Genomic DNA, 25,799 nt, shown 5'->3' on the forward strand with positions numbered 1-25,799 from the left:
AAATGAACCTCAAAAAAACAACCGATCAGCTGAATAAAAATATTGAAGAAGAAACGGAGTTTGTAAACAAAATATCATTATTAAAATATATTTTAGTGTACGTTCCGTTATTATTTTCAATGTTTGCAGCTACCAATTTTATAGGAAGCTTAGTGTTTGAGAGTGTTGTTTTTGATTGGAGAAGAATTTTAATTCAAGCCGTATTTTTTTCAATTTTCTTTAGAGTTTTTCATGGAGTTAGAAAATTATGGAATGATGGTTGGAAAAAATAATAATAAAAAGCGATTGTAAAAGCAAACAAATAAATAGTAAATGAACTTACAACTAACAGTAAAAAAAGATGTAGAAATTAATACCGATATTGTAATTTCAGGATCTAAAAGTGAATCGAATCGATTGTTAATTTTACAACAATTATATCCGAATATTACAATTCAAAATTTATCAGATTCTGATGATACGCACCATTTAAAAGAAGCATTATCATCAAAAAATAAAATTGCAGATATTGGTCATGCAGGTACAGCTATGCGCTTTTTAACTGCTTTTTTTGCAGGTAAAGAAGGTGTTGTAAAAGTTTTACAAGGGTCAGAAAGAATGCATAATCGACCGATTAAAATTTTGGTTGATGCGCTGCGTGATTTAGGAGCCGATATTGCATATTTAGAAAAAGAAGGGTATCCGCCATTAAAAATTACAGGAAAAAAATTATTGAAAGAAACCGTTACTATTAACGGAAATGTAAGTAGTCAATATATTTCAGCTTTAATGTTAATAGCACCAAGTTTATCAAACGGTTTAGAAATTGAACTGATTGGTAAAATAACATCGATACCGTATATAAACATGACATTAAGTTTATTACATCAACTAGATGTTAAAGCAAGTTTTTCAGGGCAAAAAATTAAAATTTTACCTAAACCAACGGTTCATGATAAAACATTTGTAGTAGAATCTGACTGGAGTTCTGCTTCTTATTTTTATTCCTTAATTGCATTGAGTAAAATAGGATCGTCAGTAAAATTATCAGCCTATAAAAAAGATAGTTTACAAGGCGATAGTTGTTTAACAAAAATATATAAACACTTTGGTGTAACAACCGTTTTTAAAGAGAACTCGATTGTTTTAACAAAGGAAAATCTACACAGTTCATCAGTTTTAATTGAAGATTTAAAAAACGCACCAGACATTGCACAAACTATTGCAGTAACCTGTTTTGGATTAGGTGTTGCTTGTGATTTATCAGGCTTACATACCTTAAAAATTAAAGAAACTGATCGATTAGAAGCCTTAAAAGAAGAATTAACAAAGTTAGGTGCTAGTATATCTGTAAGCAACGAAAGTTTGCATTTAAAACCATCCGAAGTAATTAATAAGGATGTAAAAATAGCCACCTATAACGATCATAGAATGGCAATGGCATTTGCGCCGTTAGCATTAAAAACAAGTATTGAAATTTTAGATGCAGGGGTAGTTACAAAATCGTATCGAAATTTTTGGAATGACATGCAACAGGTAGGTATAGAAACGATTAAAGTAAAATAAAAGCCGAATTGCTTGACAAGGCCTATGTCGAGATTGTATATTTGCGCATACGAAAAAAAGACACATGAAGTTATCAAATTTTAATTTTGAATTACCAGAAGAATTATTAGCAGAATACCCTTCTGAGCATAGAGATGAAGCACGTTTAATGGTGTTGCATAGAGATACTCAAAAGATCGAACATAAAATGTTTAAAGATTTAATCGATTATTTTGATGAAGGAGATGTAATGATGTTAAATAATACGAAGGTTTTTCCTGCTCGTATGTACGGGAATAAAGAAAAAACTGGAGCACGTATCGAAGTTTTTTTATTACGTGAGTTAAATGCTGAAAACCGTTTGTGGGATGTGTTAGTTGATCCGGCAAGAAAAATTAGAATAGGAAATAAGTTGTTTTTTGGTGATGATGAAAGTTTAGTAGCTGAAGTTATTGATAACACCACCTCACGAGGTCGAACTTTACGTTTTCTGTTTGATGGACCTTATGAAGAGTTTAGAGAAAAGTTAGTAAAGTTAGGAGAAACACCGTTACCTAAATATATTAAACGTGAAGTTGAAGAAACAGACGAAGAACGTTACCAAACCATTTATGCAAAGCACGAAGGAGCTGTAGCAGCACCAGCAGCAGGATTACACTTTTCTAAACATCTAATGAAGCGTTTAGAGATAAAAGGAGTTGATTTTGCTGAAATGACATTACATGTAGGTCTGGGAACATTTAATCCAGTTGAGGTAGAAGATTTATCGAAGCATAAAATGGATTCTGAAAAAATTAATGTTCCATTATCAAGTGCTGATATGGTAAATAATGCACTTACTAATAAAAAGCGCGTTTGTGCGGTTGGTACTACTGTAATGAGAACAGCCGAATCTGCAATTACATCAAAGCATAAGTTAAAAGAATTTGATGGTTGGACTAATAAATTTATCTTTCCTCCTTTCGATTTTAGCGTTGCTAATGCTATGATTACTAACTTTCATACTCCAAAATCAACATTAATGATGATGGTATCTGCTTTTGCAGGTCATGATTTTATGATGGAAGCGTATCAAGAAGCAATCAAAGAAAAATATAAATTTCACTCGTACGGAGATGCGATGTTAATTTTATAAAACAATACATTAAAACGAATTATAAAACCTCACAAGGCTACTTGTGAGGTTTTGTGTATTTTTGCACCAATGAAAGTGAAGAAAAAAGACATACGCGCATTAACAAAAGAACAATTACGTGATTTTTTTGTTGAAAATGGAGATAAAGCATTTAGAGGTAATCAAGTGTATGAATGGCTGTGGCATAAAACAGCACATACTTTTGAAGATATGACAAGCTTGTCGAAAGCAACACGTTTAATGTTAGACGAAAATTTTGTAATCAATCATATAAAGGTTGATAATATGCAGCGTAGTAAAGACGGTACGGTAAAAAATGCTGTTCGTTTACACGATGGTTTGGTGGTTGAGTCGGTTTTAATACCAACAAAAACCAGAACTACAGCTTGTGTATCTAGTCAAGTTGGTTGTAGTTTAGATTGCAGGTTCTGTGCAACTTCACGTTTAAAAAGAATGCGAAACCTAAATCCTGATGAAATTTACGATCAAGTATCGGCAATTAATCAAGAAAGTTTATTGTACTACAACAGAAAATTATCGAATATTGTTTTTATGGGGATGGGAGAACCGTTGATGAATTACAATAACGTAATTAAATCGATTGATAAAATCACCTCTCCCGAAGGTTTAGGAATGTCGCCAAAACGCATCACAGTTTCTACTTCTGGTGTGCCAAAAATCATCAAAAAAATGGCAGATGATGAGGTTAAATTTAACCTAGCTGTCTCATTACATTCTGCAATTGATGAAGTTCGTACATCAATCATGCCTTTTAATGCAACTTTTCCTTTAAAAGATTTACGAGAAGCATTAGAATATTGGTACGAAAAAACCGAACGTATGATTACTTATGAGTATGTTGTTTGGGGCGGAATTAATGATAAAAGAGAAGATATTAAAGCGTTGATAGATTTTTGTAAGCATGTGCCTTGTAAAGTCAATTTAATAGAATATAATCCTATTGATGATGGCGAATTTCAACAAGCAAGCCCAGAAGCAATAAACAATTATATATCTAATTTAGAGATGCATGATATTACGGTAAATGTAAGACGTTCACGTGGAAAAGATATTGATGCAGCTTGTGGTCAATTAGCAAACAAAACGTAATGAATTTATCCTCTTTTAGAGTTTTTTTCAAACAAATATTACAAACCTTAGGCTTGTTGTTGCTTATTAATTTTTTAGGTCTTTTTATAGATAGTAAATTTGTAGCAGAAAATATTTTTAAAGAAGCTCAGTGGATTAATAACATAGCAGTGATTATTGTTTTTATTTACTTGTTCCTAAAGGCAACTGCAAGAGTTAAAGAACAGCTTATTTATGCAATTTTAATAGCAATAATTGGTGAATATTTGTTTTCCTTGATCTTTGGTATGTACTCATATCGTTTAGGTAATATACCTCATTATATACCTGTTGGTCATGCTATTGTATTTATATTTGTGTATTATTTTAGTAGAAAGCCATCAGTAAAAGCAAATAGAAAAAACATAGAGATGTTTAATACTATATTGATACTAATTTTCTCATTATTTTTTTTACTATTTAAAAAAGATGTTTTCGGTTTTGTTTGTACATTGTTTGTTTTTTTCTTTTTAAGAAAACATCCTAAAGAGCGTTTGTTTTATTTAACAATGTATTGTGTGATTGCTGTTATAGAGCTTATAGGTACGGGATTTGAATGTTGGAAATGGCCAGAGATAGCTTTTAATAAATTCGAGTTTTTGCCAAGCGGAAACCCACCTTCTGGAATATGTTTGTTTTATTTTGGTTTAGATAGAGGAACCATGTCTTTTTATAAGAGAAGACATAAGTTAACGTGGGGCAGATTAAAGAGAATTAGAGCTATTGAAAACTAAAATTTTCACTATTTTTGATATTGAAATGAAGCCAGTAGAACAAATAAAACTTCCGATTGCCAATGAAATGGAACTCTTTGAAACCAAGTTTAAAGATTCCATGTTATCAAAGGTCCCATTATTAAATAGAGTAACCTATTATATCGTTCGTAGAAAAGGAAAACAAATGCGACCAATGTTTGTGTTTTTAGTAGCTAAAATGGTTTCTGATGGAGGCTTTGATGAGCGTACTTATCGTGGAGCTTCAGTAGTTGAGTTAATTCATACTGCTACTTTAGTGCATGATGATGTGGTAGATGATAGTAATCGACGTCGTGGATTTTTTTCAATCAATGCGCTCTGGAAAAATAAAATAGCTGTTTTAGTAGGTGATTTTTTATTGTCAAAAGGATTGCTACTTTCTATTGATAACGAAGATTTTGATTTGTTAAAATTGATTTCTATCGCTGTTCGTGAAATGAGTGAAGGGGAGCTATTACAGATAGAAAAAGCAAGGAAATTAGATATAACCGAAGAAATTTATTTTGAAATTATTCGTCAAAAAACAGCAACGTTAATCGCTGCTTGTTGCGGTATTGGAGCTGCGTCTGTAGGTGCTAGTAATGATGTTGTGCAACAAATGCGAAAATTTGGAGAATATATCGGAATTGCTTTTCAAATTAAAGATGATTTATTTGATTATACTGAAGATGAAATAGGAAAGCCTACGGGAATAGATATTAAGGAGCAGAAAATGACATTGCCGTTAATTTATACGTTGAATAATTGCTCTAAAAAAGAAAAATCTTGGTTAATCAACTCGGTTAAAAAACACAACACGAATAAAAAACGAGTAAAAGAAGTTATCGCTTTTGTAAATACCAATGGAGGTTTAGAATATGCCACAGTTAAAATGCATAGTTATAAAAATAAAGCATTAGCCATATTAAATAACTTCCCAGAATCAGCATATAAAAACTCATTACAACAAATGATAGATTATGTTGTAGAGCGTAAAATATAACCTGATTTTTCAAGTCTTTAAAAAATAAAAACCTCGATAATATTAATTATCGAGGTTTTATGTTTAGATGTCGAGCTTCTCGACTACATCATTCCTGGCATACCACCACCCATTGGAGGCATAGCTGCAGGAGCGTCTTCTTTAATATCAATTAAAGCACATTCGGTAGTTAAAATCATACCCGCTACAGAAGCGGCATTTTCTAGCGCTACACGTGTTACTTTTTTAGGGTCGATAATTCCAGCTTCTAGCATATCAACATATACTTCAGCTTTAGCATCATAACCAAAATCTTTTTTACCTTCTAATACTTTATTTATAACAACAGATCCTTCACCACCAGCATTTTCAACAATAGTTCTTAAAGGTGCTTCAATAGCTTTGTTAACGATTTGTACTCCTGTTGTTTCGTCTAAGTTTTCAGTAGCTAAAGCTTCTAATACTTTTTTAGCGCGCACTAAGGCAACACCACCACCGGCAACAATACCCTCTTCTACAGCAGCACGAGTTGCATGTAAAGCATCATCAACACGATCTTTCTTTTCTTTCATTTCTACTTCAGAAGCAGCACCAACGTATAAAACAGCAACTCCGCCAGCTAATTTTGCTAAACGCTCTTGTAATTTTTCACGATCGTAATCAGAAGTAGTCGTTTCAATTTGTGCTTTAATTTGGTTTACACGACCTTTAATTTGCTCTTCGTTACCAGCGCCATTAACAATAGTTGTATTGTCTTTATCAATAGTTACAGTTTCAGCAGTTCCTAATAAATCTAAAGTTGCATTTTCTAAAGAAAAACCTCTTTCTTCAGAAATTACAGTTCCACCAGTTAAGATAGAAATGTCTTCTAACATTGCTTTTCTACGATCACCAAATCCAGGAGCTTTTACAGCAGCAATTTTTAAACCACCTCGTAATTTATTAACTACTAAAGTAGCTAATGCTTGTCCGTCTACATCTTCAGCAATAATTAATAAAGGTCTACCAGATTGAGAAACAGGTTCTAATATTGGTAAAATTTCTTGTAAGTTAGAAATCTTTTTATCGAATAATAAAATATAAGGATTTTCTAAGGTAGCTACCATTTTATCAGCATCAGTTACGAAGTATGGAGATAAATATCCACGATCAAACTGCATTCCTTCCACAACATCAACATACGTATCCATTCCTTTAGCCTCTTCAACAGTAATCACTCCTTCTTTTCCAACTTTACCAAAAGCAGTAGCAATTAAATCACCAATAACCTTATCGTTATTTGCAGAGATTGAAGCTACTTGTTGTATTTTTTCAGAAGAGTTACCAACTTCTTGAGATTGTTTTGCTAAATCTTCAGTAATAACAGTAACAGCTTTATCAATACCACGTTTTAAATCCATTGGATTTGCACCTGCGGCAACATTTTTTAAACCTTCTTTTACGATTGCTTGTGCTAATACGGTTGCAGTTGTAGTTCCGTCACCAGCTAAATCGTTGGTTTTAGAAGCAACTTCTTTCACCATTTGAGCTCCCATATTCTCTAAAGAATCTTCTAACTCAATTTCTTTTGCTACAGTAACACCATCTTTAGTTACGTGTGGCGCACCGAAAGATTTAGAAATAATTACATTACGTCCTTTAGGACCTAAAGTTACTTTTACTGCATTTGCTAATGCATCTACACCGCGCTTTAAACCGTCACGAGCATCTACATCAAATTTTATATCTTTTGCCATTTTATGATCTTTTTTTGTGTTAATTATTAAGTGGATAAATAAATTATATGATAGCGAAAATGTCGCTTTCCCTCATAATTAAATAATCACTTCCTTCATGTTTTAATTCAGTACCAGCGTATTTTCCATATAAAACAGTGTCTCCAACTTTAACCGTTAAAGGTTCATCTTTGGTACCATTACCAATAGCAACAACAGTTCCTTTTTGAGGTTTTTCCTTGGCGTTATCAGGAATAATAAGTCCTGAGGCTGTCTTGGTTTCTGCAGCAGCTGGTTCTATAAGAACTCTATCTGCTAAAGGTTTAATATTTAATCCCATTTGTATAAGTTATGATTAAGTAGTTGTTATTTAAAGTTTAGAATTAGTCAGAAATTATGCCATTAAAAAAAACATGCCACTTTTTCTAAATCACTTAATGTTATGCATAAAAAAATGCCAACGTGTCATTACGTTGGCATTTTTATTTTTATGTTAAAAAGATTAGTTTACACTATCTTTTGTTGTGTCATTTGTTACTGGTGCAGTAGGTGCTGTAGCTTCTACATTTTCTAAAGCACTGTCTAGCTGAGGTGCATCAGCTGAGTTACCTCTAGGTATCGCAAAGTTAGCTAATAAAATTAAAGCAAACATTGTAATTGCTAAAGTCCAAGTAGTTCTGTCTAAAAAACTGTTAGTGTTCTGTACACCACCAATGTTTTGAGCACCACCACCTCCAAAAGAAGAAGATAATCCGCCACCTTTAGGGTTTTGTACCATAACAATTAAGATTAAAGCTATCGCAACAATCAATATTAGCACTAAAAGTAAAGTATACGTTGTCATTATTTATTTTTTTGTAAAATTTGTATTCTCTTAATTTGGTCTGCAAAGAAACCACTTTTTTCTGGATATTTCAAACTTAATATTTTATAAGCTTGTATAGCACTGTTATATTTTTTTTGTTCAAGATAAACTTTAGCTAAGGTCTCGGTAGCTAGGGGAGAGTTTTGTTTGCTTTCAATAATTTTAACCTCAGAAGGATTCGTTTTACTTGGACGAGATATTTTAGGGGCTGTTTCGATAAAACGATTAATAATATCGTTTTTTACAGAGTTTTTAGTTGATTCTATTTCTTTTAAAACAACAGGAGCTTCTCGATGAATTATTTTTTTTGATGAAAGCTGCATCCATTGATTAAAAGAAAAAGATTCGTTTTTAGTAAAAGCAATAGGCTTTCCTATAGCTAGTTTTTCCTTGATTAACGAAACTTCTTTTGTTTTTTTCTTTGGAAGCAAAATTTCTTTTAAACTTTGTTTTTCTTCTTTTTTTAGGGTGTTTTCTTTAAAAGATCTGGAAGTTACAAAGTCAAATAAAACACTACGGTCGCTCGTGTAGGCTGCTGTAATTTTTAATTCATTATTATACTTAAAACTGTCTTGATTTTTTAAAAGTTTTAAATGTAAAGCTCTTGCTGATTGAAAATAAGGGTATTTTTGAGTGATATCTCTTAAATCAACATTATTTTCAGTTGAAATTAATGTTGGTTTTTCTAGAATTTTTATGTAGCTTTTTTTATCCAATTAGTTGTGAAATATTATAAAAAAATTACTTTTTATCAAATAGATATTTAAGAACAAGTAAGTAGAATGTGAAAATTGAAGTTGTTAAAGAACCAATAATGAAGAGGAATTCAGTTTGCGATAAATTGTAACTCCAAAGCTCAAATCCTTTCAGTAAAATAGTTAAAGCTATAAAAATTGCCCAAGCTGATGAAAACCTAAATGCTAATTTAGCATTCTTTTCTCTTAAAATTCTTTCTGATTGTCTATCAAGCTTATTGATAACAAATTCTTCGTGTTGTATGTATTCTTGAAAACTTTCATACTTACCCGTAAATTCAAACAGAAAAACATCTTCTTTACTTGATTTTGAATCTGCACTTGAATCAATATCATCAAGGGGTTTAGAAAAATAATTTTTAGCTTTTTCTTCTAGACTATCCATTAACCTTGTTTTTATAATACTCTTTGATTAACTCATTGTTTATCTGAGTAAAAGATTGACCATTATAGGTCTTATACCAAGGGGTACCTTTTTCATGAGTTTTTGAAGATAACTGACTTCCGTCGAAACGGTTGTAGGCTCCCCAAACAGTTTCTATAAACTTACTATCTTCTTTACTTAAATTATTTTGAGAGTACATTTCTATAAACTTAAAATCATTGTTTGAAAAATCAACTCTTTTAATAATATGGTATAAGTCTGGTATAACTGGTCCGTACTTCCAGGCTTCAATTTTGTTTTCAAATAAAGGTTTATCTGTAAAAGCAAGATAGTAACCATGAGCTATATAAGTTAACTTTAATAACTTCATAGGACTCATTGGAATTGAATCTTTATTGGATAATTCTATGAACTTCTTAGCTATGTCGAAACAGTTATTCACAATAAAGGTGAGTTTTTAACAAAAGTAAAATTTATTACTGACAAAAAAAAACGTGCTTATAACATTGGTTTGATTTAATACTTTTTTTAGTTTTTATTAATTTTTTACTCTATTTACTTATCTGATTAGCTTTAAGTTGATGAAGAAAAAAATATAAAATAAATCTAGTTTAAGTAGCTTGTTCAGTAATTTTTGATTTATCAACTAGCGTACCAAGTTTGGTTAAATATGTTACCATTTGGCTACAGAAGCATTAAAAATATCTTGTGTAATTCTTTCCAAAATATCTTTTAAAGCACTGTCTAAAACTCCGCCAGAAAGTTGTTGTGTGGCACCATAATCGTAGTAAAAAGAAAAACGTTTTTCAAAGTTATCTTTTTCTTCGAGTTTGTTTTCAAAAATTACATTTACAGTAATAGTTAGTCGGTTTTGCGCAGCAGTTTGTTCTGCAGTAGCACTCATCGGTGTAATTCGATAATCTGTTATTTCACCTGAAAAATGCAAATCGCCATTAGTATTTACAAGTGTTAAATTAGTTTGACGAGTAAATAAATCTTGTAAAGTTTGAGTAAATTCTTGACTTAATTTAGGTTCAATTAATGGAGCTTGATTTGGAAAAAAATCAACTTGAATCGTTTTTGCTTTACCTGTGTTACCTCCAGTAAAAGAATAAGCACCACAACCTATTAAAATAGACGCAACGATTATAAAGGTGATATTGTATAAGAGTTTTTTCATAAAATCAAAAATAAATAATTTAACACTTAGCTAAGTTGTTTTATAAATCGTATTGCTTAATTTTTCGGTATAATGTTCGTTCAGAAATCCCTAGTTCTTTTGCCGCTAATTTACGCTTGTTACTATTTTTTTCTAGCGATTTTCGGATCATTTCAATCTCTTTTTCTTGTAATGATAAGTTTTCATCTTCTTCAATAGTTTCAGCATATTCATAATTGTTCTGAACAGATGAATTTTGAGGAATTTGAACTACTTCTATATTTTGGTTTTCAGGCGGTTCTTGTTCTTGATAAATACGTTCTATTAAACTATGGTTAGCTTCTTTTACTTGCTCAGTATCTCCATTTTTCATTAAATCTAGCGTCAATTTTTTTAAGTCATTGATGTCATTACGCATATCAAACAAGATTTTATACATAATATCTCGTTCGTTAGCAAAATCTGAATTACTAGATTGCTTTCCAATTACAGCGGGTAAGCCACTTTTGTTATTCGGGAGATATTGTACTAGTTTTTCAGCAGTAATTAAACGACTTTCTTCTACAACAGATATTTGTTCTGCTAAATTTCTTAATTGACGTATGTTACCCGGGAAATTGTAGTTTAATAGCACTCTTACAGCGTTATCTTCTAGCCTAATGGTTGGCATTCGGTATTTTTGAGCAAAATCAGCAGCAAATTTTCTAAATAATAAATGAATATCTTCATTTCTGTCGCGTAAAGCTGGTAGGCCAATTTCGATAGTACTTAAACGATAATATAAATCTTCACGAAATTTTTCTTTAGAGATTGCTTGTTGCATGTTTACATTGGTAGCAGCTACAATACGAACGTTAGTTTTTTGTACTTGTGATGATCCAACTTTAATAAACTCACCATTCTCTAAAACACGCAGTAAACGTACTTGCGTTGTTAATGGTAGCTCACCAACTTCATCTAAAAAAATGGTTCCTCCATCGGCAACCTCAAAATATCCTTTACGTGAGGATGTAGCTCCTGTAAAAGCGCCTTTTTCATGTCCGAATAGTTCACTATCTATGGTTCCTTCAGGAATAGCTCCGCAGTTTACCGCAATATATTTAGCGTGTTTTCTATGTGATAATTGGTGAATTATTTTAGGAATACTTTCCTTACCTACACCACTTTCACCAACAACTAAAACTGAAATATCGGTAGGAGCAACGCGAATTGATTTTTCAATAGCGCGATTCAATTGCATATCATTACCAATAATTCCGAATCGTTGTTTTATAGCTTGTAGGTTTTCCATAGTTTTATTCTCTTTTAAAGAGGAAGTGTTCTTGTTTTTTAATTATTATTAGAATATCCAACTGCGGTTCCTCTTAAGGTTGCCGAAGTACAATCTTCTACTTTTACATTTACAAAATCTCCTAATTTATAATCGCCTTTAGCAAAAACAATTACAGTATTTTGTGTATTTCTACCTTTCCATTCATTTGGGTTCTTTTTAGAAGTTCCTTCAATTAAAACTTCTTCAATTTTACCTAAATGTTGTTGTGTTCTGTATAAACTATGTTCTTGTTGTAGGTCTATGATTTCTTGTAAACGACGTTTTTTGATAGCGTGCGGAACATCGTCTGGCATTTTTTTAGCTGCCAAAGTTCCTGGTCGTTCAGAGTATGCAAACATAAATCCAAAATCATATTTTACATGACGCATTAAATCTAATGTGTCTTGATGATCTTGTTCTGTTTCTCCGCAAAAACCAGCAATCATGTCTTGCGATAAAGACATCTCAGGGATAATTCTAAAAATATTATCAACCAACTCCATGTATTCTTCACGTGTATGTTGGCGGTTCATGGCTTTTAGCATATTGTTACTTCCACTTTGTACAGGTAAATGAATGTATTTGCAAATATTGCGGTGTTTTGCCATGGTGTGAATTACATCTAAGCTCATATCTTGCGGATTAGAAGTTGCAAAACGGAATCTCATTTTAGGGAATTCAGTAGCAGCCATATCTAATAATTGGGCAAAATCTACGGCACTAGCTTGTGCTATTTCAGAAGCTTTGTTAAAGTCTTTTTTAAGTCCACCACCATACCATAAATAACTATCTACGTTTTGACCTAATAAAGTAATTTCTTTAAAATTTTGATCGGCCATAGATCTAATTTCCTCTAAAACACTTTTCGGATCTCTACTTCTTTCGCGTCCACGAGTAAACGGAACTACACAAAAAGTACACATATTATCGCATCCACGAGTAATTGACACAAATGCTGAAACTCCGTTTGAGTTTAAACGAACTGGCGCTACATCACCATAGGTTTCTTCTTTAGATAAAATTACATTTATTGCATCTCTACCAGCATCAATTTCTTCTAATAAATTAGGTAAATCTCTGTAAGCATCTGGTCCAACAACCAAATCTACAATTTTTTCTTCTTCTAAAAATTTCTCTTTTAAACGCTCAGCCATACAACCTAAAACACCAACTTTCATTGTTGGATTTACTTTTTTAACAGCATTGTATTTTTGTAAACGCTTACGAATGGTGGTTTCGGCTTTTTCTCTAATAGAACAAGTGTTTACCAAAACCAAATCAGCATTTTCTAAATTTTGAGTGGTATTAAAACCTTGCTCTGCTAAAATAGAAGCTACAATTTCACTGTCGTTCATGTTCATTTGACAACCGTAACTTTCTATAAATAAGTTTTTAGTATTTTCTTTTTTGTTTTCGGTAACAAGAGCTTGCCCTTGCACTTTTTCATCTATAACCTTTTCAGTGTGCTCCATATTCATAATAAAAATGATTGCAAAGATACAACCAAAATCTAAAAATTATGACAAATTGGCAGAAAATTACTATTGAAATTATAACTGTTTTTTAGGGAAGTTAAAACAAATAATTTTTTTTTAAAAAAAAGATTCTACTTTTGCAAATTGAAAGTGTCATTATATATATGATACAAAAAGAGATAATCGAAGAGTGTTATGGCAAAGAATTTAGTTATAGTTGAGTCACCTGCAAAAGCAAAGACGATTGAAAAATTTTTAGGAAAAGATTTTCAAGTAGAATCTAGTTATGGTCATATTGCAGATTTGCCCTCTAAAGAGTTAGGGATAGATGTTGATGGAGATTTTAGTCCGAAATACATTGTTTCAGATGATAAGAAACCCGTTGTTAGAAAGTTAAAAACCTTAGCAAAAAAAGCAGATACTGTTTGGTTAGCGAGTGATGAGGATCGTGAGGGAGAGGCAATTGCATGGCACTTAAAAGAGCAATTAAAACTAAAAGATGAAAATACAAAACGTATTGTTTTTCATGAAATTACAAAAAACGCCATTTTAAAAGCAGTTGATAACCCAAGAGATATTGACTATAATATGGTAAATGCACAACAAGCACGTAGAGTTTTAGATAGACTTGTTGGGTATGAATTATCGCCAGTTTTATGGCGTAAGGTTAAGGGAGGATTGTCGGCAGGTAGAGTACAGTCGGTAGCGGTACGTTTGATTGTTGAAAAAGAACGTAGTATTATCGATTTTAAAGCAGAAACGCATTATAAGGTAGTTGCTCAGTTTTCTAATAACGAAGGAAAATCGTTTAAAGCAACAATTCCGAAAAATTTCGATTCTAAAAAAGCAGCTGAAGAGTTTTTAAATTCATGTGCAAATGCTAGTTTTTCAATTGCAGATTTAACAAAGAAGCCAGCTAAGAAATCACCTGCACCACCATTTACAACATCAACTTTACAACAAGAGGCATCACGTAAATTAGGTTTCCCGGTAGGTAAAACCATGCAAGTTGCACAACGTTTATATGAAGCCGGTTTAATTACCTATATGAGAACTGATAGTGTAAATTTATCAGAAGATGCAAGGAACGCTGCCGAAGAAGAAATTAGTAATTATTACGGTAAAGAATATAGTAAACAACGTGTTTTTAAATCGAAAGCAAAAGGAGCGCAAGAAGCCCACGAAGCGATTAGACCAACTAATATGAAAGCACATTCTATAGATACTGAATACGATCAAAACAGATTGTATGATTTGATATGGAAAAGAACATTGGCTTCTCAAATGAGTGATGCGCAATTAGAGCGTACTAATGTGAAAATTGAAAATTCAGAAAACGATAAAATTTTCACTGCAAACGGTGAAATGATAAAGTTTGATGGTTTCTTAAAAGTGTATTTAGAAGGGACTGATAACGAAGAGGAAGAACAAGCAGGAATGTTACCTAATTTAACAAAAGGTGATAATTTAGGTTATGTTTTTATCAACGCAACACAACGATTTACGAGTCCACCTTACCGATTTACGGAAGCATCTTTAGTTAAGAAGTTAGAGGAGTTAGGCATCGGTCGACCATCAACCTATGCGCCAACAATTTCTACAGTACAACGAAGAGGTTATGTTGAAAAAGGACAAAATGAGGGAGTAGAAAGAGGTTACGAGCAAATGATTTTATCAGATGGAAAAGTTGAAAGTCAAATGTTGACAGAAAAAACTGGTTCGGATAAAAATAAGTTAATTCCTACCGATATAGGGAATATTGTAAACGATTTTTTAGTTGCCAATTTTTCAAATGTTTTAGATTTTGGGTTTACTGCAAAAGTTGAAAATTCTTTTGATGATATTTCAGAAGGAAATGAAAATTGGACAGAAATGATTAAGGGGTTTTACAATACCTTTCATGAAATTGTAGAAGATGTAAAAGAAAACGCCAACAGAGAAAGTGGCGAACGTATTTTAGGAAAACACCCAGTTTCAGGTAAAACAGTTTTAGTGCGTTTGGGTAAATTTGGACCAATAGCTCAAATCGGTGCTCCTGAAGATGAAGAAAAGCAATTTGCAAGTTTAAATAAAGACCAGCATTTAGGAACAATTACGATGGAGGAAGCATTAGAGTTGTTCTTGCTTCCAAAAACTTTAGGAACTTTTCAAGATGAAGAAGTGATTGTATCTAACGGGCGTTTTGGACCTTATATAAAATTTGGAGCAATGTATGTTTCTCTTGATAAAGGAGAAAATCCTATGGAGGTTGATTTGCCAAGAGCTGAGGAGTTAATTGTTGCAAAACAAAAAGCTGATGCGCCAATTTATCATCACGAAGAGTTACCTGTGCAAAAAGGAGTTGGACGTTTTGGACCTTATTTAAAATGGAACTCAATGTTTATCAACGTAAATAAAAAATACGATTTTGATAATCTTTCAACAGATGATATTATTGAGTTAATTGAAGCAAAAAAACAAAAAGAAATAGATAAAGTACTTCATAATTGGGAAGATGTTGGTATTCGAGTAGAGAAAGCACGTTGGGGGCGCTTTAATGTTATTAAAGGTAAGATTAAGGTAGAATTACCTAAAACTACGGACATTGAAAAAATGACAAAAGAAGAAGCAGTGAAAATAATTGAAGCTAAAACCCCTAAAAAGAAAGCAACTAAGAAAAAAGCTGTTAAAAAGAAGCCTGTTAAGAAGAAATAAAAAAAATGATTTCATAAAAAATAGTATATTGCCAATTCTTTAGTCCCCGAAATAGATGAATTTTAGTTTTTTTACCCCAATAAAAAATACTGTTGTTGCACATTTAATGTCGCAACCAATAACTTCATTTGGGCAAAATATTGCAATACATACAGAAGGTGATGGTTTTCCTGATTTATCAGAAGTTGCTATTGCTATAATAGGCGTAAAAGACGGTAGAGGAGCTATAGATAACGAAGGTTGTGGTGAGGATTTACAATATATTCGTAAAAAAATATATGAATTATATCCAGGAAATTGGCATACAAAAATAGCTGATTTAGGTAATCTTGAAAAAGGGCATACGCTTAAAGATACTCACTTTGCTGTAAAATCATCCGTAGAATATTTATTAAAGAAAAAAATATTGCCTGTAATAATAGGAGGTGGGCAAGATATAACATACGCTAATTATAGAGGTTACGATACTTTAGAGCAAACAGTAAACTTAGTATCTGTTGACAGTCGTTTTGATATTGGAACTCTTGAAGAGAATATTTCTTCTAAATCATTTTTAAGTAAAGTGATTATGGAGCAGCCTTGTAATTTGTTTAATTACAGTAATATAGGGTATCAAACTTTTTTTAATTCGCAAGAGGAAATAGGGTTGTTGGATAAATTATATTTTGATGCTTTTAGGTTAGGTGAAGTAAAAGATGTAACTTTAGTGGAACCAATACTGAGAGATGCGGATGTGGTTAGTATTGATATTGGAAGTGTAAGACAAAGTGAAGCACCAGCTAATAATAATGCCTCTCCAAATGGGTTTTATGGAGAAGATATTTGTGCCATAGCAAGATATGCCGGAATAAGTGATAAAGTAACTTCTTTTGGTATTTATGAGTATAATAGTAGTTTAGATTCCAATAATCAAACCGCAAGTTTAATTGCACAAATGATTTGGTATTTTATAGAAGGAGTAAATGCAAGAGCAAAAGACTATCCATTTGTAACAAAAGAAAATTACCAAAAGTTTACCGTACTTTTAAGTGATGATGATCCAATAAACTTTTATAAGAGTGATAAAACAGGACGTTGGTGGATGGAAATAAATTTAATAACGAATAATAAACACAAAAGACACGCGTTAATACCTTGTAACTATAAAGATTACGAGCAAGCACTAGAACGAAAAACGCCAAGCAGGTGGTTTAAAGCTCACCAAAAGCTTGTTTAAAGCAGTATGTTTTTTGTTTTTGAAAAAATTATAACACGTAATTGTTTTTTAATAAAAAAAATAATAGGTTTACGACCTCTTTTATAAGAAAGAAATAATATGAAGAAAGTAGTAATATTTGCATTGTTAGTATCTCTAATATACGCTTGTGGATCAAGTGGTGATAGAGGAGAATTGGTAGGTGAAAAGTCAAAAAGAAAATGGTTTGCAGAAAAACCTTTTGGAATGGCGAAAATACCTGGAGGTTCTTTTACAATGGGTAAGCAAGATGAAGATCCTTTAGGAGCAATGAATGCACCAACCAAAACAGTTACTGTTCAGCCGTTTTATATGGATGAATCTGAAATTACAAATAGTGAATACAAGCAATTTGTGTTTTGGGTAAGAGATTCTATTACGAGAACAAAATTAGCATACCAAGCAGAGTTTGCTTCAGGAGGTGACGTAGATTCTGAAAATGCAGGTAAAAACGCCGAAGGTATTCAGTTATATGCATTTGCATCAGCAGATACTGTAAACGAATCTCCATACGCAAAGTACATGCGTGAGAATTATTACGAATTAGGAGAAGGTATGGATTCTTTAAAACCATTAAATTGGCAAGAAGAATTAGTTTGGGAACAACAAGAATACCCTGATGTAGATTATGTTGAAGTAATGGATTCATTATATTTAAAGAAAGATGAATCTTTAAACGGAATAAGAACATTTAATACAAAATTACTTAATTACAGATATTATTGGTTTGATAATGAGCAGGCTGCTAAAACAGGTAAGAATAGAAAAAATTTCATGAAAAGTGAAGTGATAAACGTATACCCTGATACAACAGTTTGGATTAAAGATTTTAATTATTCATATAATGACCCAATGCACCAAGAGTACTTTGCGCACAAAGCTTATGAAAATTATCCTGTAGTTGGAGTAACATGGAATCAAGCAAAAGCATTTTGTCATTGGAGAACACAAACAAAAAATAATTTTCAGCGTTCTAGAAAAAAATTAGGATTAGTTCCTTCTTTTAGATTACCAACCGAAGCAGAATGGGAATATGCTGCTCGTGGAGGTTTAAACTATGGTAAATACCCTTGGGGTGGACCGAGTACAACAAGTGATAGAGGTTGTTTTTTAGCAAACTTTAAACCAGTACGTGGTGATTATGCTGCTGATGGAGCTTTATATACTGTTGAAGCTGTTTCTTTTAATCCAAATGAATATGGGTTATATAATATGGCAGGTAATGTTTCAGAATGGACAAATACAGCATATAATCAAATGTCTTACTATATGGGGTCAACAATGAATCCTAATGTAGAGATTAAAGAAAACCGTAGGAAAATTATCCGTGGTGGTTCTTGGAAAGATGTAGCATACTTTTTAGAAGTAAGTTCTCGTGACTGGGAATATGCAGATACTGCAAGAAGTTACATTGGTTTTAGAACTGTACAAGATTATTTAGGTACAAATAAAAGTAAGTAATCAAACAATAATAAATATAATAATCCCCAAAAATCAAAAGAAAAATTATGGCACAGTCAAAATCAACTAAGAAAATTTTTAACATGGCTTATGGTTTAGGAGCCTCAGTAGTAATACTTGGAGCTTTATTTAAAATCATGCACTTTAAAATAGGACCGTTAACAGGTGGTGTAATGCTAACGCTAGGTTTAGTTGTAGAAGCAATTATTTTTGCTATTTCAGCATTTGAACCTATTGAAGACGAATTAGATTGGACTAAGGTGTATCCAGAGTTAGCAGACGGACAATCTTTAGGGAAAAAAGGAAAAGAAGCTGCTCCACAAGATGCACAAAGTATGTTATCTCAAAAATTAGATAGTATTTTAAAAGAAGCAAAGCTAGATGCAAATTTAATTTCTAGTTTAGGAGATAGTATTAAAAATTTTCAAGGTGCTGCTGAAGGATTAACAGCAACTTCTAAAACGGTATCTTCAACTAATCAATACAACGAGCAAATGTCTATGGCAGCTGCTAAATTAGAGTCGTTAAACGGATTATATACTACGCAAGTTGAAAACGCTGGAAAACAAGCAGATTTAAATTCAGCTTTAGTTGAAAATTCTCAACGATTACAAGAGCAAATGCAATCATTAGCAACTAATTTATCTTCTTTAAACGGAGTATATGGAGGAATGTTAACTGCAATGTCAACTAAATAATTAATTAGTTTATCTAATTTTAATATTAACTAAACAAACTAATTAAAGATGGCAGGAGGAAAACAGTCACCAAGGCAAAGGATGGTAAACTTAATGTATCTTGTATTTATTGCAATGTTGGCAATGAATATGAGTAAAGAAGTTCTATCAGCCTTTGGATTAATGAATGAGAAATTATCGGAGTCTAATATTAGAGCTACCGAAAAAAATAAAGCTTCGTATGAAACTTTAGCATTAAAAGCACAAGAGCAAGCAAAGCAATATGGTGAAGCTAAAGGAAAAACAGACAAGCTTAGAGTAATGGCAGATGAATTCTTCGCCTACATTGGAGCGTTAAAAACTCAAATGACAAGTGATTTAGAAGATAAAAAAGCCTATGAATCTATGGATAAATCAGGGTTTTTAGATCAATATTTTTTCGCAAGCGGAAAGATTACACCTAAAGGAAAAGAATTTGTTGACAAAGTAAACCAGTTTAGAGAGCAATCTTTAGCAGTTTTAGGTGAGTCTGAATTATCTACGGTTGTAAAAGCGCGTTTTAGTACTGCAGACGTTAAAGGTCAGGATGGAGTTACTAAAAATTGGTTAAACTATAACTATGAAGGTTTCCCTTTAATAGCATCATTAACTAAGTTAACACAAATTCAGGCTGATATTAAAACGACTGAATCTGATGCGTTAACAGCTTTATTACAAGGAGAGTTAGAAAGTGCGGTGTCAATGACAAACTATGATGCCATGGTTATTTTTGATAAAAACGCATACTATCCGGGTGAAAAATTATCTGGTAAAATTGTGTTAGGTAAGAATGATCCTAATTTAACAGCCGAAAAAGTTATCGTTAACGGTAAAGAAATGCCTGCTGATAAAATTCAAGCTGGTCAAGTTATTTTAGATGGTCCTGCAGGATCAGTAGGAGATAAGGAATTAAAAGGAGAATTCCAGTTTATGGAAAATGATTCTTTAGTAACAATTCCTATTTTAGGAGGTTACTCAGTAATTCCTAAACCTAACGAAGCTGTTGTATCTGCAGATAAAATGAATGTTGTATACCGTGGGTTATCAAATCCATTAACAATTTCTGTACCAGGAGTTTCAGGAAATAAAGTTACAGCATCAGCACCAGGATTAAGAAGAGTTAAAGGTGATAAGTATGTAATGAACCCAGGTAAGGGAAGCGAAGTTACTATTAGAGTATCGGCAACATTACCAGGAGGTGGAAAAATTAGTACGCCTAAAAAATACAGAATTAAAGATATACCACCAGCAGTTGGTATGGTAAGAGGTCAATATGGTACAGTAAAAATGCCTAAAGCAAGTGTTGCTAGAATTAGCGTTGCTGCAGGTTTACCAGATTTCTTATTTGATTTAAAATTAAATGTATCTAGTTTTAAAATTAAAGTTCCAGGTCAGGTAACAATTCCTGTAAATGGAAGAAGTTTATCAGCTAGAGCAAAACAAGCATTAGGTAAAGCAAGAAGAAATGATGTAATCACTATTTATGACATCAAAGCATCTGTTTCAGGATCTAATTATAAGATCAAGAAGGTATTACCTGTAAGTATTGAAATTACGAATTAATAAGTAAAAAATTAAAGTATGAATTGGAAGCGTTTTTATATGGTTTTATTTGCCCTTGCAACCACAAGTTATGCAAGTGCACAAGCTAACCTTTTAAACTCTAAAAAGGTTGAAGAGATTGGATTTAAATCTGAAGCCCAAATAGCTTCAGAAGACGATAAACCTCTTCCTTATGGTTATATTAGCGATAGAGATGTATTATGGTCTAAAGTAGTGTGGGAATATGTTGATTTAAATCAAAAAATCAATTTACCTTATTATTATCCAATTGATACAACTAACGCAGGTTTAACAAGACGTTCGCTGTTTGATACCTTATTAAAAGGAATCAAAAACGGTGAAATCAAAGAAGTTTATAGTGATTCTTATTTTACAACCAAAATAGGAATGGAAGAAATTAAACAAATGACCTACAATGAGCGTGATGATGGTTATGGTAATATGGATCCTTACGCAGTTCAATCTTTAGATATTAAAGGATATTTAATAAAAGGGCTTTGGTATTTTGATAAAAGAGGAGGAGAGTTAAAATACCGTATGTTGGCTTTAGCACCTATGGGACCTGACGTTCAAACATTAGGAGTTGAAGAAATTGATGACAAAGATAATGTTTATGAGTTGTTTTGGGTATTTTTTCCAGATGCAAGAAACACCTTACATGCATCTAAAGTATTTAATCCTAAAAATACAGCGCATCCGTTATCTTACGATAACTTGTTAAATGCTCGAAGATTTACTTCTACGATACTAAAAGAAGAAAATATTTACGGAGATAGAGCTATTAAAGACTATGTTCGAGGTAATTCATTATTTCAATTATTAGAAGCTGATCGCGTTAAAGAAAATATTCGTAATCGAGAAATGGATATGTGGAATTATTAATAACTTTCACTATCAAGTATATTGTTAATTGAAAAAATAAAAATCACAAAAATAACTTCCTAGATTTTTAAAGGAAATTTAAATAGAAAAAGATGAGAAAAATGTTTATGAAATCTGCACTTATTATATTAGGTGTTGTATTAATGAGTTTTACAAGTAAAGACAATGAAAATAAGAAATTTGGTGTTAATTGTACTATAACGCATGGCCGATATCACACAGTAGATGGCGTGAGAAGTTTATTATGGTCAAGAATGGAAAGTTGTGATGGGAAACACGTTTACAAATATTATTTTGGAACAGGACCTATAGGGCCAATTACTAATGGAGATTTATCAATGCCTGTAGAGGACGGAATTATAGGTAAACAACAGACAGAAGATTTTTATGAAGATGATACTGATTCTTTCGTACCTTTAAATATATTAGGTAACTAGTTTATTAATGATAAATAAGTATAGTTTCAGAAAATTATAGTTATTGAATAAGGTTGTCTATTGAGTGGCAACCTTATTTATTCATAAAAAGATGAAAGTAGATTATATTATTGTAGGCCTGGGTTTAGCAGGAATTGCTTTTGTTGAAGAGTTATTAAATGCAAACAAAACGTTTGTTGTTTTTGAAAACAATTCACAAACATCATCTATTGTTGCAGGTGGTGTATATAATCCAGTAATATTAAAACGATTTAATGCGGTTTGGAATGGTCATCAACAAATTGTTGATTCTCAGCCTTTGTATAAAAAACTAGAAGAAAAATTAAATATAAAATTAGATTATAAGTTCTCTATTAAAAAAGCTTTTGGAAGTATTGGTGATGAAAATAATTGGTTTTTAGCCTTAGATAAACCAACATTATCAAATTATATGAATCCTAAAATTAGTAAACAGAAAATTAAAGGAGTTATTGGTGATTTAGGTTTTGGAGAATTAACAGGAACAGGGAGAATAGACACAGCCTTGCTAGTAAAATCATATAGAGCTTATATTAAAAGATTAAACAATTTAATTAATGAATCATTTGAGCATTCAAAATTAAGTATTGTTGATAAAGCAGTGAAGTATAAAAATATTACAGCAAACAAAGTTGTTTTTTGCGAAGGATATGGAATTACTGAAAACCCATTTTTTAAACATTTACCATTAAATGAAGCAAAAGGTGAAACTGTAACAATACATGCGCCAGATTTAAAAATTGATTTTTTATTAAAATCAGCAGCATTTGTAATGCCATTAGGTAATGATTACTATAAAGTAGGAGCTACTTTTAATTGGACAGATAAGACATGTAATCCTACAAATGAGGCTAGAAAAGAATTAGAAGAAAAGCTTAGTAAGGTAATCACTGTACCTTACACCATAACAGATCATACAGCAGGTATTAGACCAACAGTAAACGATCGAAGGCCTTTGGTTGGTGTACATCAAGAATATAAACAATTAGTCGTTTTAAACGGACTAGGTACACGTGGGGTTATGATTGGCCCAACAGTTGCTAAAAACCTATTTAACCACCTTGAAAAAGGAGCAGAGTTAGATCCCGAAATAAATATAAAAAGGTTTGAAAATTAGTTTATTTCTAATAAACTAATTTTATACTCATTTAGCTATTTATTATTATATCAAATAAAACAGTTTTTTATTAACTGATTAATTTTAAAATTTCAGAATAAAAATTAATCAGAGATTTTTTTATTTCCTTTATCGTAACTAACAAAAATGTTTATCCAAATAATTCTAGATAAACGCAAAGTAAAAGGAGTTAGTAATAAAGAAACGATTACAATTGTAATAAAACTTTGTAAAATTGTTAAACCAAAAAACACTTTTGAAATAATAAAAATAGCAACAAATAAAGCAACAGCTAATCCGTAGTTTACGTACATGGCTCCAAAGAAAAAAGAAGGTTCCATCATGTATTTTAAATTACAATTAGGGCAATTATCATGTAATTGAGTTATTTTTTTAGGATTAATTGTTGCACCGTGTTTAAAGAATTCTCCTTCATGACAACGTGGGCATTTACCTTTTAAAACACTGTATAACTTTGTTCCTTTTCTAAACATAATCGAATATAAATTTATATACTTTTGCAAAGGTAAATTTTTTATAACTTTTTATAAGTAACAATTATTACAATTATGCTAAACGTACACAATTTATCGGTTTCTTTCATGGGGTCGGATTTGTTTTCAGGAATCACTTTTAAATTAAATAAAGGGGATAGAATCGGGTTGATAGGAAAAAATGGAGCAGGAAAATCGACACTTTTAAAAGTACTTTCTAAAGATATTGAAACTAGTGGCGGTACGATGGCTTTTGATAAAGATATTCGAATGGGATTTTTACGACAAGATATCGATTTTGTTGAAGGAAGAACAATTTTAGAAGAAGCATATCAAGCATTTGAAGAAATAAAAGAAATCGAGTTAAAGTTAGATGATATAAACAATCAACTAGCTACAAGAACCGATTATGAAAGTGAAGCATACGGACAATTAATTCACGATTTAACCGATTTAACTGAACGATACGAACTTTTAGGAGGATATAATTATCAAGGTGATACTGAGAAAATTTTACAAGGTTTAGGATTTCAACGAGAAGATTTTGATAAATTAACCAACACTTTTTCTGGTGGATGGAGAATGCGTATCGAATTAGCAAAGTTGTTATTGCAAGACAATGATATTTTATTGTTAGATGAACCTACCAATCACTTAGATATAGAATCGATTATTTGGTTAGAAAGCTTTTTAAAAAATTATTCAGGCGCAATTGTACTTGTTTCGCATGATAAAATGTTTTTAGATAATGTTACCAATCGTACAATCGAAATTTCTTTAGGGCAAATTTACGACTATAAAAAACCGTATTCAGAGTTTTTAAAATTGCGAGGAGAAATTAAAGAAAAACAGTTACAAGCGCAAAAAAATCAAGAAAAAGAGATAAAACAAAAGCAACATTTAATCAATAAATTTAAAGCAAAAGCAAGTAAAGCTTCGATGGCACAATCGTTAATGAAGCAACTTGATAAAGTTGAATTAATTGAGGTTGATCAAGATGATAATGCAGCAATGAATGTTCGTTTTGCAATATCAAAAGAACCGGGAAAAATTATTGTTGAAGCTGATGGTTTAAGTAAAAGTTATGGAGATAAACATGTTTTGGAAGATGTTGATTTATTAATTGAGCGCAATAGTAAAATAGCTTTTGTTGGTCAAAACGGACAAGGAAAATCTACCTTAGCAAAGATGATGGTTGGTGAAATTCCGTTTACAGGAAACCTTAAATTAGGACATAATGTACAAATAGGGTATTTTGCTCAAAATCAATCAGAAGAGCTACCACCAGAGAAAACAGTGTTAGAAATTATGGAAGATGCTGCTTCAGACACCAACAGAATGCGTGTTAGAGATATGTTGGGGTCGTTTTTATTTGGAGGTGATGCAGTAGATAAAAAAGCAAAAGTATTATCAGGAGGAGAAAGAAATCGATTAGCTTTATGTAAATTATTATTATCACCATTTAACGTGTTAATAATGGACGAGCCAACAAACCACTTAGATATTGCTTCTAAAAATGTATTAAAAACTGCATTACAAAATTTTGACGGAACTTTAATCGTAGTTTCTCACGATAGAGATTTTTTACAAGGATTAACATCAACCGTTTACGGATTTAAAGATAAGGTAATTAAAGAGTATTTAGGAGATATTGATTATTTCTTAGAGCAGCATAAGATGGAAAATCTTAGGGAAGCTGAAAAGAGAACCGTTGTTAAAGAAGAAAAAGATACCACTAAAAAAGAAGCACATCAATTATCTAGAGAGCAAGAAAAAGAGTTGAAAAAACTTAAAAATAAACTGAATAAAATTGAAACTCAAATTGCTGATTTAGAAAAAGAAATTGAAAAGATAGATTTAGAATTAGCAAATAATTATGACGAAGTTTCATCTCGTCCTAATTTCTTTGAAAAATATAAAGCTAAAAAGACAAGCTTAGAAAATTTAATGCACGATTGGGAAAATGTAGAAGAACAGGTTACTGGTTTTTAGAGTGTAATAGCGCATTAACTCA

General features: G+C 31.7%; 25 protein-coding genes. 15 read left to right on the forward strand and 10 right to left on the reverse strand.

Annotated features, from left to right (window positions below):
* The first annotated feature begins 2 nt into the window (after nucleotides 1-2).
* The 6 genes from BA195_RS05165 (at nucleotide 3) to BA195_RS05190 (ending at nucleotide 5,524) form a co-directional block, all read left to right on the forward strand.
* Nucleotides 3-272, forward strand: a complete 270-nt coding sequence (locus BA195_RS05165) for a hypothetical protein (protein ID WP_068703110.1) — start codon at nucleotides 3-5, stop codon at nucleotides 270-272.
* 40 nt (nucleotides 273-312) lie between these two features.
* Nucleotides 313-1,545, forward strand: coding sequence for a 3-phosphoshikimate 1-carboxyvinyltransferase (locus BA195_RS05170; RefSeq protein WP_068703111.1), 1,233 nt, complete (start codon nucleotides 313-315; stop codon nucleotides 1,543-1,545).
* A 64-nt stretch (nucleotides 1,546-1,609) separates the two neighbouring features.
* Nucleotides 1,610-2,659 carry a tRNA preQ1(34) S-adenosylmethionine ribosyltransferase-isomerase QueA gene (gene queA, locus BA195_RS05175; RefSeq protein WP_068703112.1) on the forward strand — a complete coding sequence of 350 codons (1,050 nt, stop codon included), beginning with the start codon at nucleotides 1,610-1,612 and terminating at the stop codon, nucleotides 2,657-2,659.
* Nucleotides 2,660-2,728: 69 nt separating this feature from the next.
* Nucleotides 2,729-3,769 carry a dual-specificity RNA methyltransferase RlmN gene (rlmN, locus tag BA195_RS05180; RefSeq protein ID WP_068703113.1) on the forward strand — a complete coding sequence of 347 codons (1,041 nt, stop codon included), beginning with the start codon at nucleotides 2,729-2,731 and terminating at the stop codon, nucleotides 3,767-3,769.
* A complete protein-coding gene (locus BA195_RS05185; protein ID WP_068703114.1) occupies nucleotides 3,769-4,521 on the forward strand; it encodes a hypothetical protein in 753 nt (250 codons plus the stop codon). The genes rlmN and BA195_RS05185 overlap by 1 nt, the downstream gene beginning before the upstream one ends.
* Nucleotides 4,522-4,546: 25 nt before the next feature.
* On the forward strand, nucleotides 4,547-5,524 hold the full coding sequence (locus BA195_RS05190) for a polyprenyl synthetase family protein (RefSeq protein WP_068703954.1): 978 nt from the start codon (nucleotides 4,547-4,549) through the stop codon (nucleotides 5,522-5,524).
* A gap of 83 nt (nucleotides 5,525-5,607) precedes the next feature.
* Here BA195_RS05190 and groL read toward each other — a convergent pair whose 3' ends face one another.
* The 9 genes from groL to miaB form a co-directional block, all read right to left on the reverse strand.
* Entirely contained in the window at nucleotides 5,608-7,239 is a 1,632-nt protein-coding gene (groL, locus tag BA195_RS05195; RefSeq protein WP_068703116.1) for a chaperonin GroEL, read from the reverse strand.
* 43 nt (nucleotides 7,240-7,282) lie between these two features.
* Nucleotides 7,283-7,558, reverse strand: coding sequence for a co-chaperone GroES (locus tag BA195_RS05200; RefSeq protein WP_068703119.1), 276 nt, complete (start codon nucleotides 7,556-7,558; stop codon nucleotides 7,283-7,285).
* Nucleotides 7,559-7,720: 162 nt separating this feature from the next.
* Complete coding sequence (gene secG / locus BA195_RS05205; RefSeq protein ID WP_068703121.1) at nucleotides 7,721-8,062, reverse strand: preprotein translocase subunit SecG; 342 nt, start codon at nucleotides 8,060-8,062, stop codon at nucleotides 7,721-7,723.
* Complete coding sequence (locus BA195_RS05210) at nucleotides 8,062-8,799, reverse strand: hypothetical protein (protein WP_068703124.1); 738 nt, start codon at nucleotides 8,797-8,799, stop codon at nucleotides 8,062-8,064. Before BA195_RS05210 ends, secG begins: the two co-directional genes overlap by 1 nt.
* Before the next feature lie 25 nt (nucleotides 8,800-8,824).
* A complete protein-coding gene (locus BA195_RS05215; RefSeq protein ID WP_068703126.1) occupies nucleotides 8,825-9,223 on the reverse strand; it encodes a hypothetical protein in 399 nt (132 codons plus the stop codon).
* On the reverse strand, nucleotides 9,216-9,665 hold the full coding sequence (locus tag BA195_RS05220) for a Panacea domain-containing protein (RefSeq protein WP_068703128.1): 450 nt from the start codon (nucleotides 9,663-9,665) through the stop codon (nucleotides 9,216-9,218). Before BA195_RS05220 ends, BA195_RS05215 begins: the two co-directional genes overlap by 8 nt.
* Nucleotides 9,666-9,896: 231 nt before the next feature.
* Nucleotides 9,897-10,403: an LptE family protein gene (locus BA195_RS05225; RefSeq protein ID WP_068703130.1), complete on the reverse strand. Its 507-nt coding sequence runs from the start codon at nucleotides 10,401-10,403 to the stop codon at nucleotides 9,897-9,899.
* A gap of 40 nt (nucleotides 10,404-10,443) precedes the next feature.
* A complete protein-coding gene (locus BA195_RS05230) occupies nucleotides 10,444-11,673 on the reverse strand; it encodes a sigma 54-interacting transcriptional regulator (RefSeq protein ID WP_068703132.1) in 1,230 nt (409 codons plus the stop codon).
* Nucleotides 11,674-11,711: 38 nt separating this feature from the next.
* Nucleotides 11,712-13,166: a tRNA (N6-isopentenyl adenosine(37)-C2)-methylthiotransferase MiaB gene (miaB, locus tag BA195_RS05235; RefSeq protein ID WP_068703134.1), complete on the reverse strand. Its 1,455-nt coding sequence runs from the start codon at nucleotides 13,164-13,166 to the stop codon at nucleotides 11,712-11,714.
* A gap of 198 nt (nucleotides 13,167-13,364) precedes the next feature.
* Here miaB and topA point away from each other — a divergent pair, with 198 nt between their 5' ends.
* The 8 genes from topA (at nucleotide 13,365) to BA195_RS05275 (ending at nucleotide 23,291) form a co-directional block, all read left to right on the forward strand.
* Entirely contained in the window at nucleotides 13,365-15,863 is a 2,499-nt protein-coding gene (gene topA / locus BA195_RS05240; protein ID WP_068703136.1) for a type I DNA topoisomerase, read from the forward strand.
* Between the two features lie 55 nt (nucleotides 15,864-15,918).
* Complete coding sequence (locus BA195_RS05245; RefSeq protein WP_068703138.1) at nucleotides 15,919-17,079, forward strand: formimidoylglutamase; 1,161 nt, start codon at nucleotides 15,919-15,921, stop codon at nucleotides 17,077-17,079.
* Between the two features lie 99 nt (nucleotides 17,080-17,178).
* The gene (gene porK, locus BA195_RS05250; protein WP_068703140.1) at nucleotides 17,179-18,558 is read left to right on the forward strand and encodes a T9SS ring complex lipoprotein PorK/GldK; all 1,380 of its coding nucleotides are present in this window, start codon (nucleotides 17,179-17,181) and stop codon (nucleotides 18,556-18,558) included.
* 47 nt (nucleotides 18,559-18,605) lie between these two features.
* The gene (porL, locus tag BA195_RS05255; protein ID WP_068703142.1) at nucleotides 18,606-19,256 is read left to right on the forward strand and encodes a type IX secretion system motor protein PorL/GldL; all 651 of its coding nucleotides are present in this window, start codon (nucleotides 18,606-18,608) and stop codon (nucleotides 19,254-19,256) included.
* A 48-nt stretch (nucleotides 19,257-19,304) separates the two neighbouring features.
* Nucleotides 19,305-20,837, forward strand: a complete 1,533-nt coding sequence (gene porM / locus BA195_RS05260) for a type IX secretion system motor protein PorM/GldM (RefSeq protein WP_068703144.1) — start codon at nucleotides 19,305-19,307, stop codon at nucleotides 20,835-20,837.
* A gap of 18 nt (nucleotides 20,838-20,855) precedes the next feature.
* Nucleotides 20,856-21,719, forward strand: coding sequence for a type IX secretion system ring subunit PorN/GldN (gene porN, locus BA195_RS05265; RefSeq protein ID WP_068703146.1), 864 nt, complete (start codon nucleotides 20,856-20,858; stop codon nucleotides 21,717-21,719).
* Nucleotides 21,720-21,826: 107 nt separating this feature from the next.
* Nucleotides 21,827-22,156: a hypothetical protein gene (locus BA195_RS05270; RefSeq protein WP_141677650.1), complete on the forward strand. Its 330-nt coding sequence runs from the start codon at nucleotides 21,827-21,829 to the stop codon at nucleotides 22,154-22,156.
* Nucleotides 22,157-22,247: 91 nt separating this feature from the next.
* Nucleotides 22,248-23,291: an NAD(P)/FAD-dependent oxidoreductase gene (locus BA195_RS05275; RefSeq protein ID WP_068703150.1), complete on the forward strand. Its 1,044-nt coding sequence runs from the start codon at nucleotides 22,248-22,250 to the stop codon at nucleotides 23,289-23,291.
* A gap of 104 nt (nucleotides 23,292-23,395) precedes the next feature.
* Here the strand turns inward: BA195_RS05275 and BA195_RS05280 are convergent, their stop codons facing one another.
* Nucleotides 23,396-23,815: a DUF983 domain-containing protein gene (locus BA195_RS05280; protein WP_338116836.1), complete on the reverse strand. Its 420-nt coding sequence runs from the start codon at nucleotides 23,813-23,815 to the stop codon at nucleotides 23,396-23,398.
* A gap of 45 nt (nucleotides 23,816-23,860) precedes the next feature.
* On the opposite strand from BA195_RS05280, the gene BA195_RS05285 reads away from it, so the two are divergent.
* Nucleotides 23,861-25,777 (forward strand): ABC-F family ATP-binding cassette domain-containing protein, encoded by a 1,917-nt coding sequence (locus tag BA195_RS05285; protein WP_068703152.1) that lies wholly within the window; start codon nucleotides 23,861-23,863, stop codon nucleotides 25,775-25,777.
* Nucleotides 25,778-25,799: the final 22 nt, after the last annotated feature.

Origin of the sequence: Tenacibaculum soleae (assembly GCF_001693415.1) — a bacterium.
GTDB classification, from domain to species: domain Bacteria; phylum Bacteroidota; class Bacteroidia; order Flavobacteriales; family Flavobacteriaceae; genus Polaribacter; species Polaribacter soleae.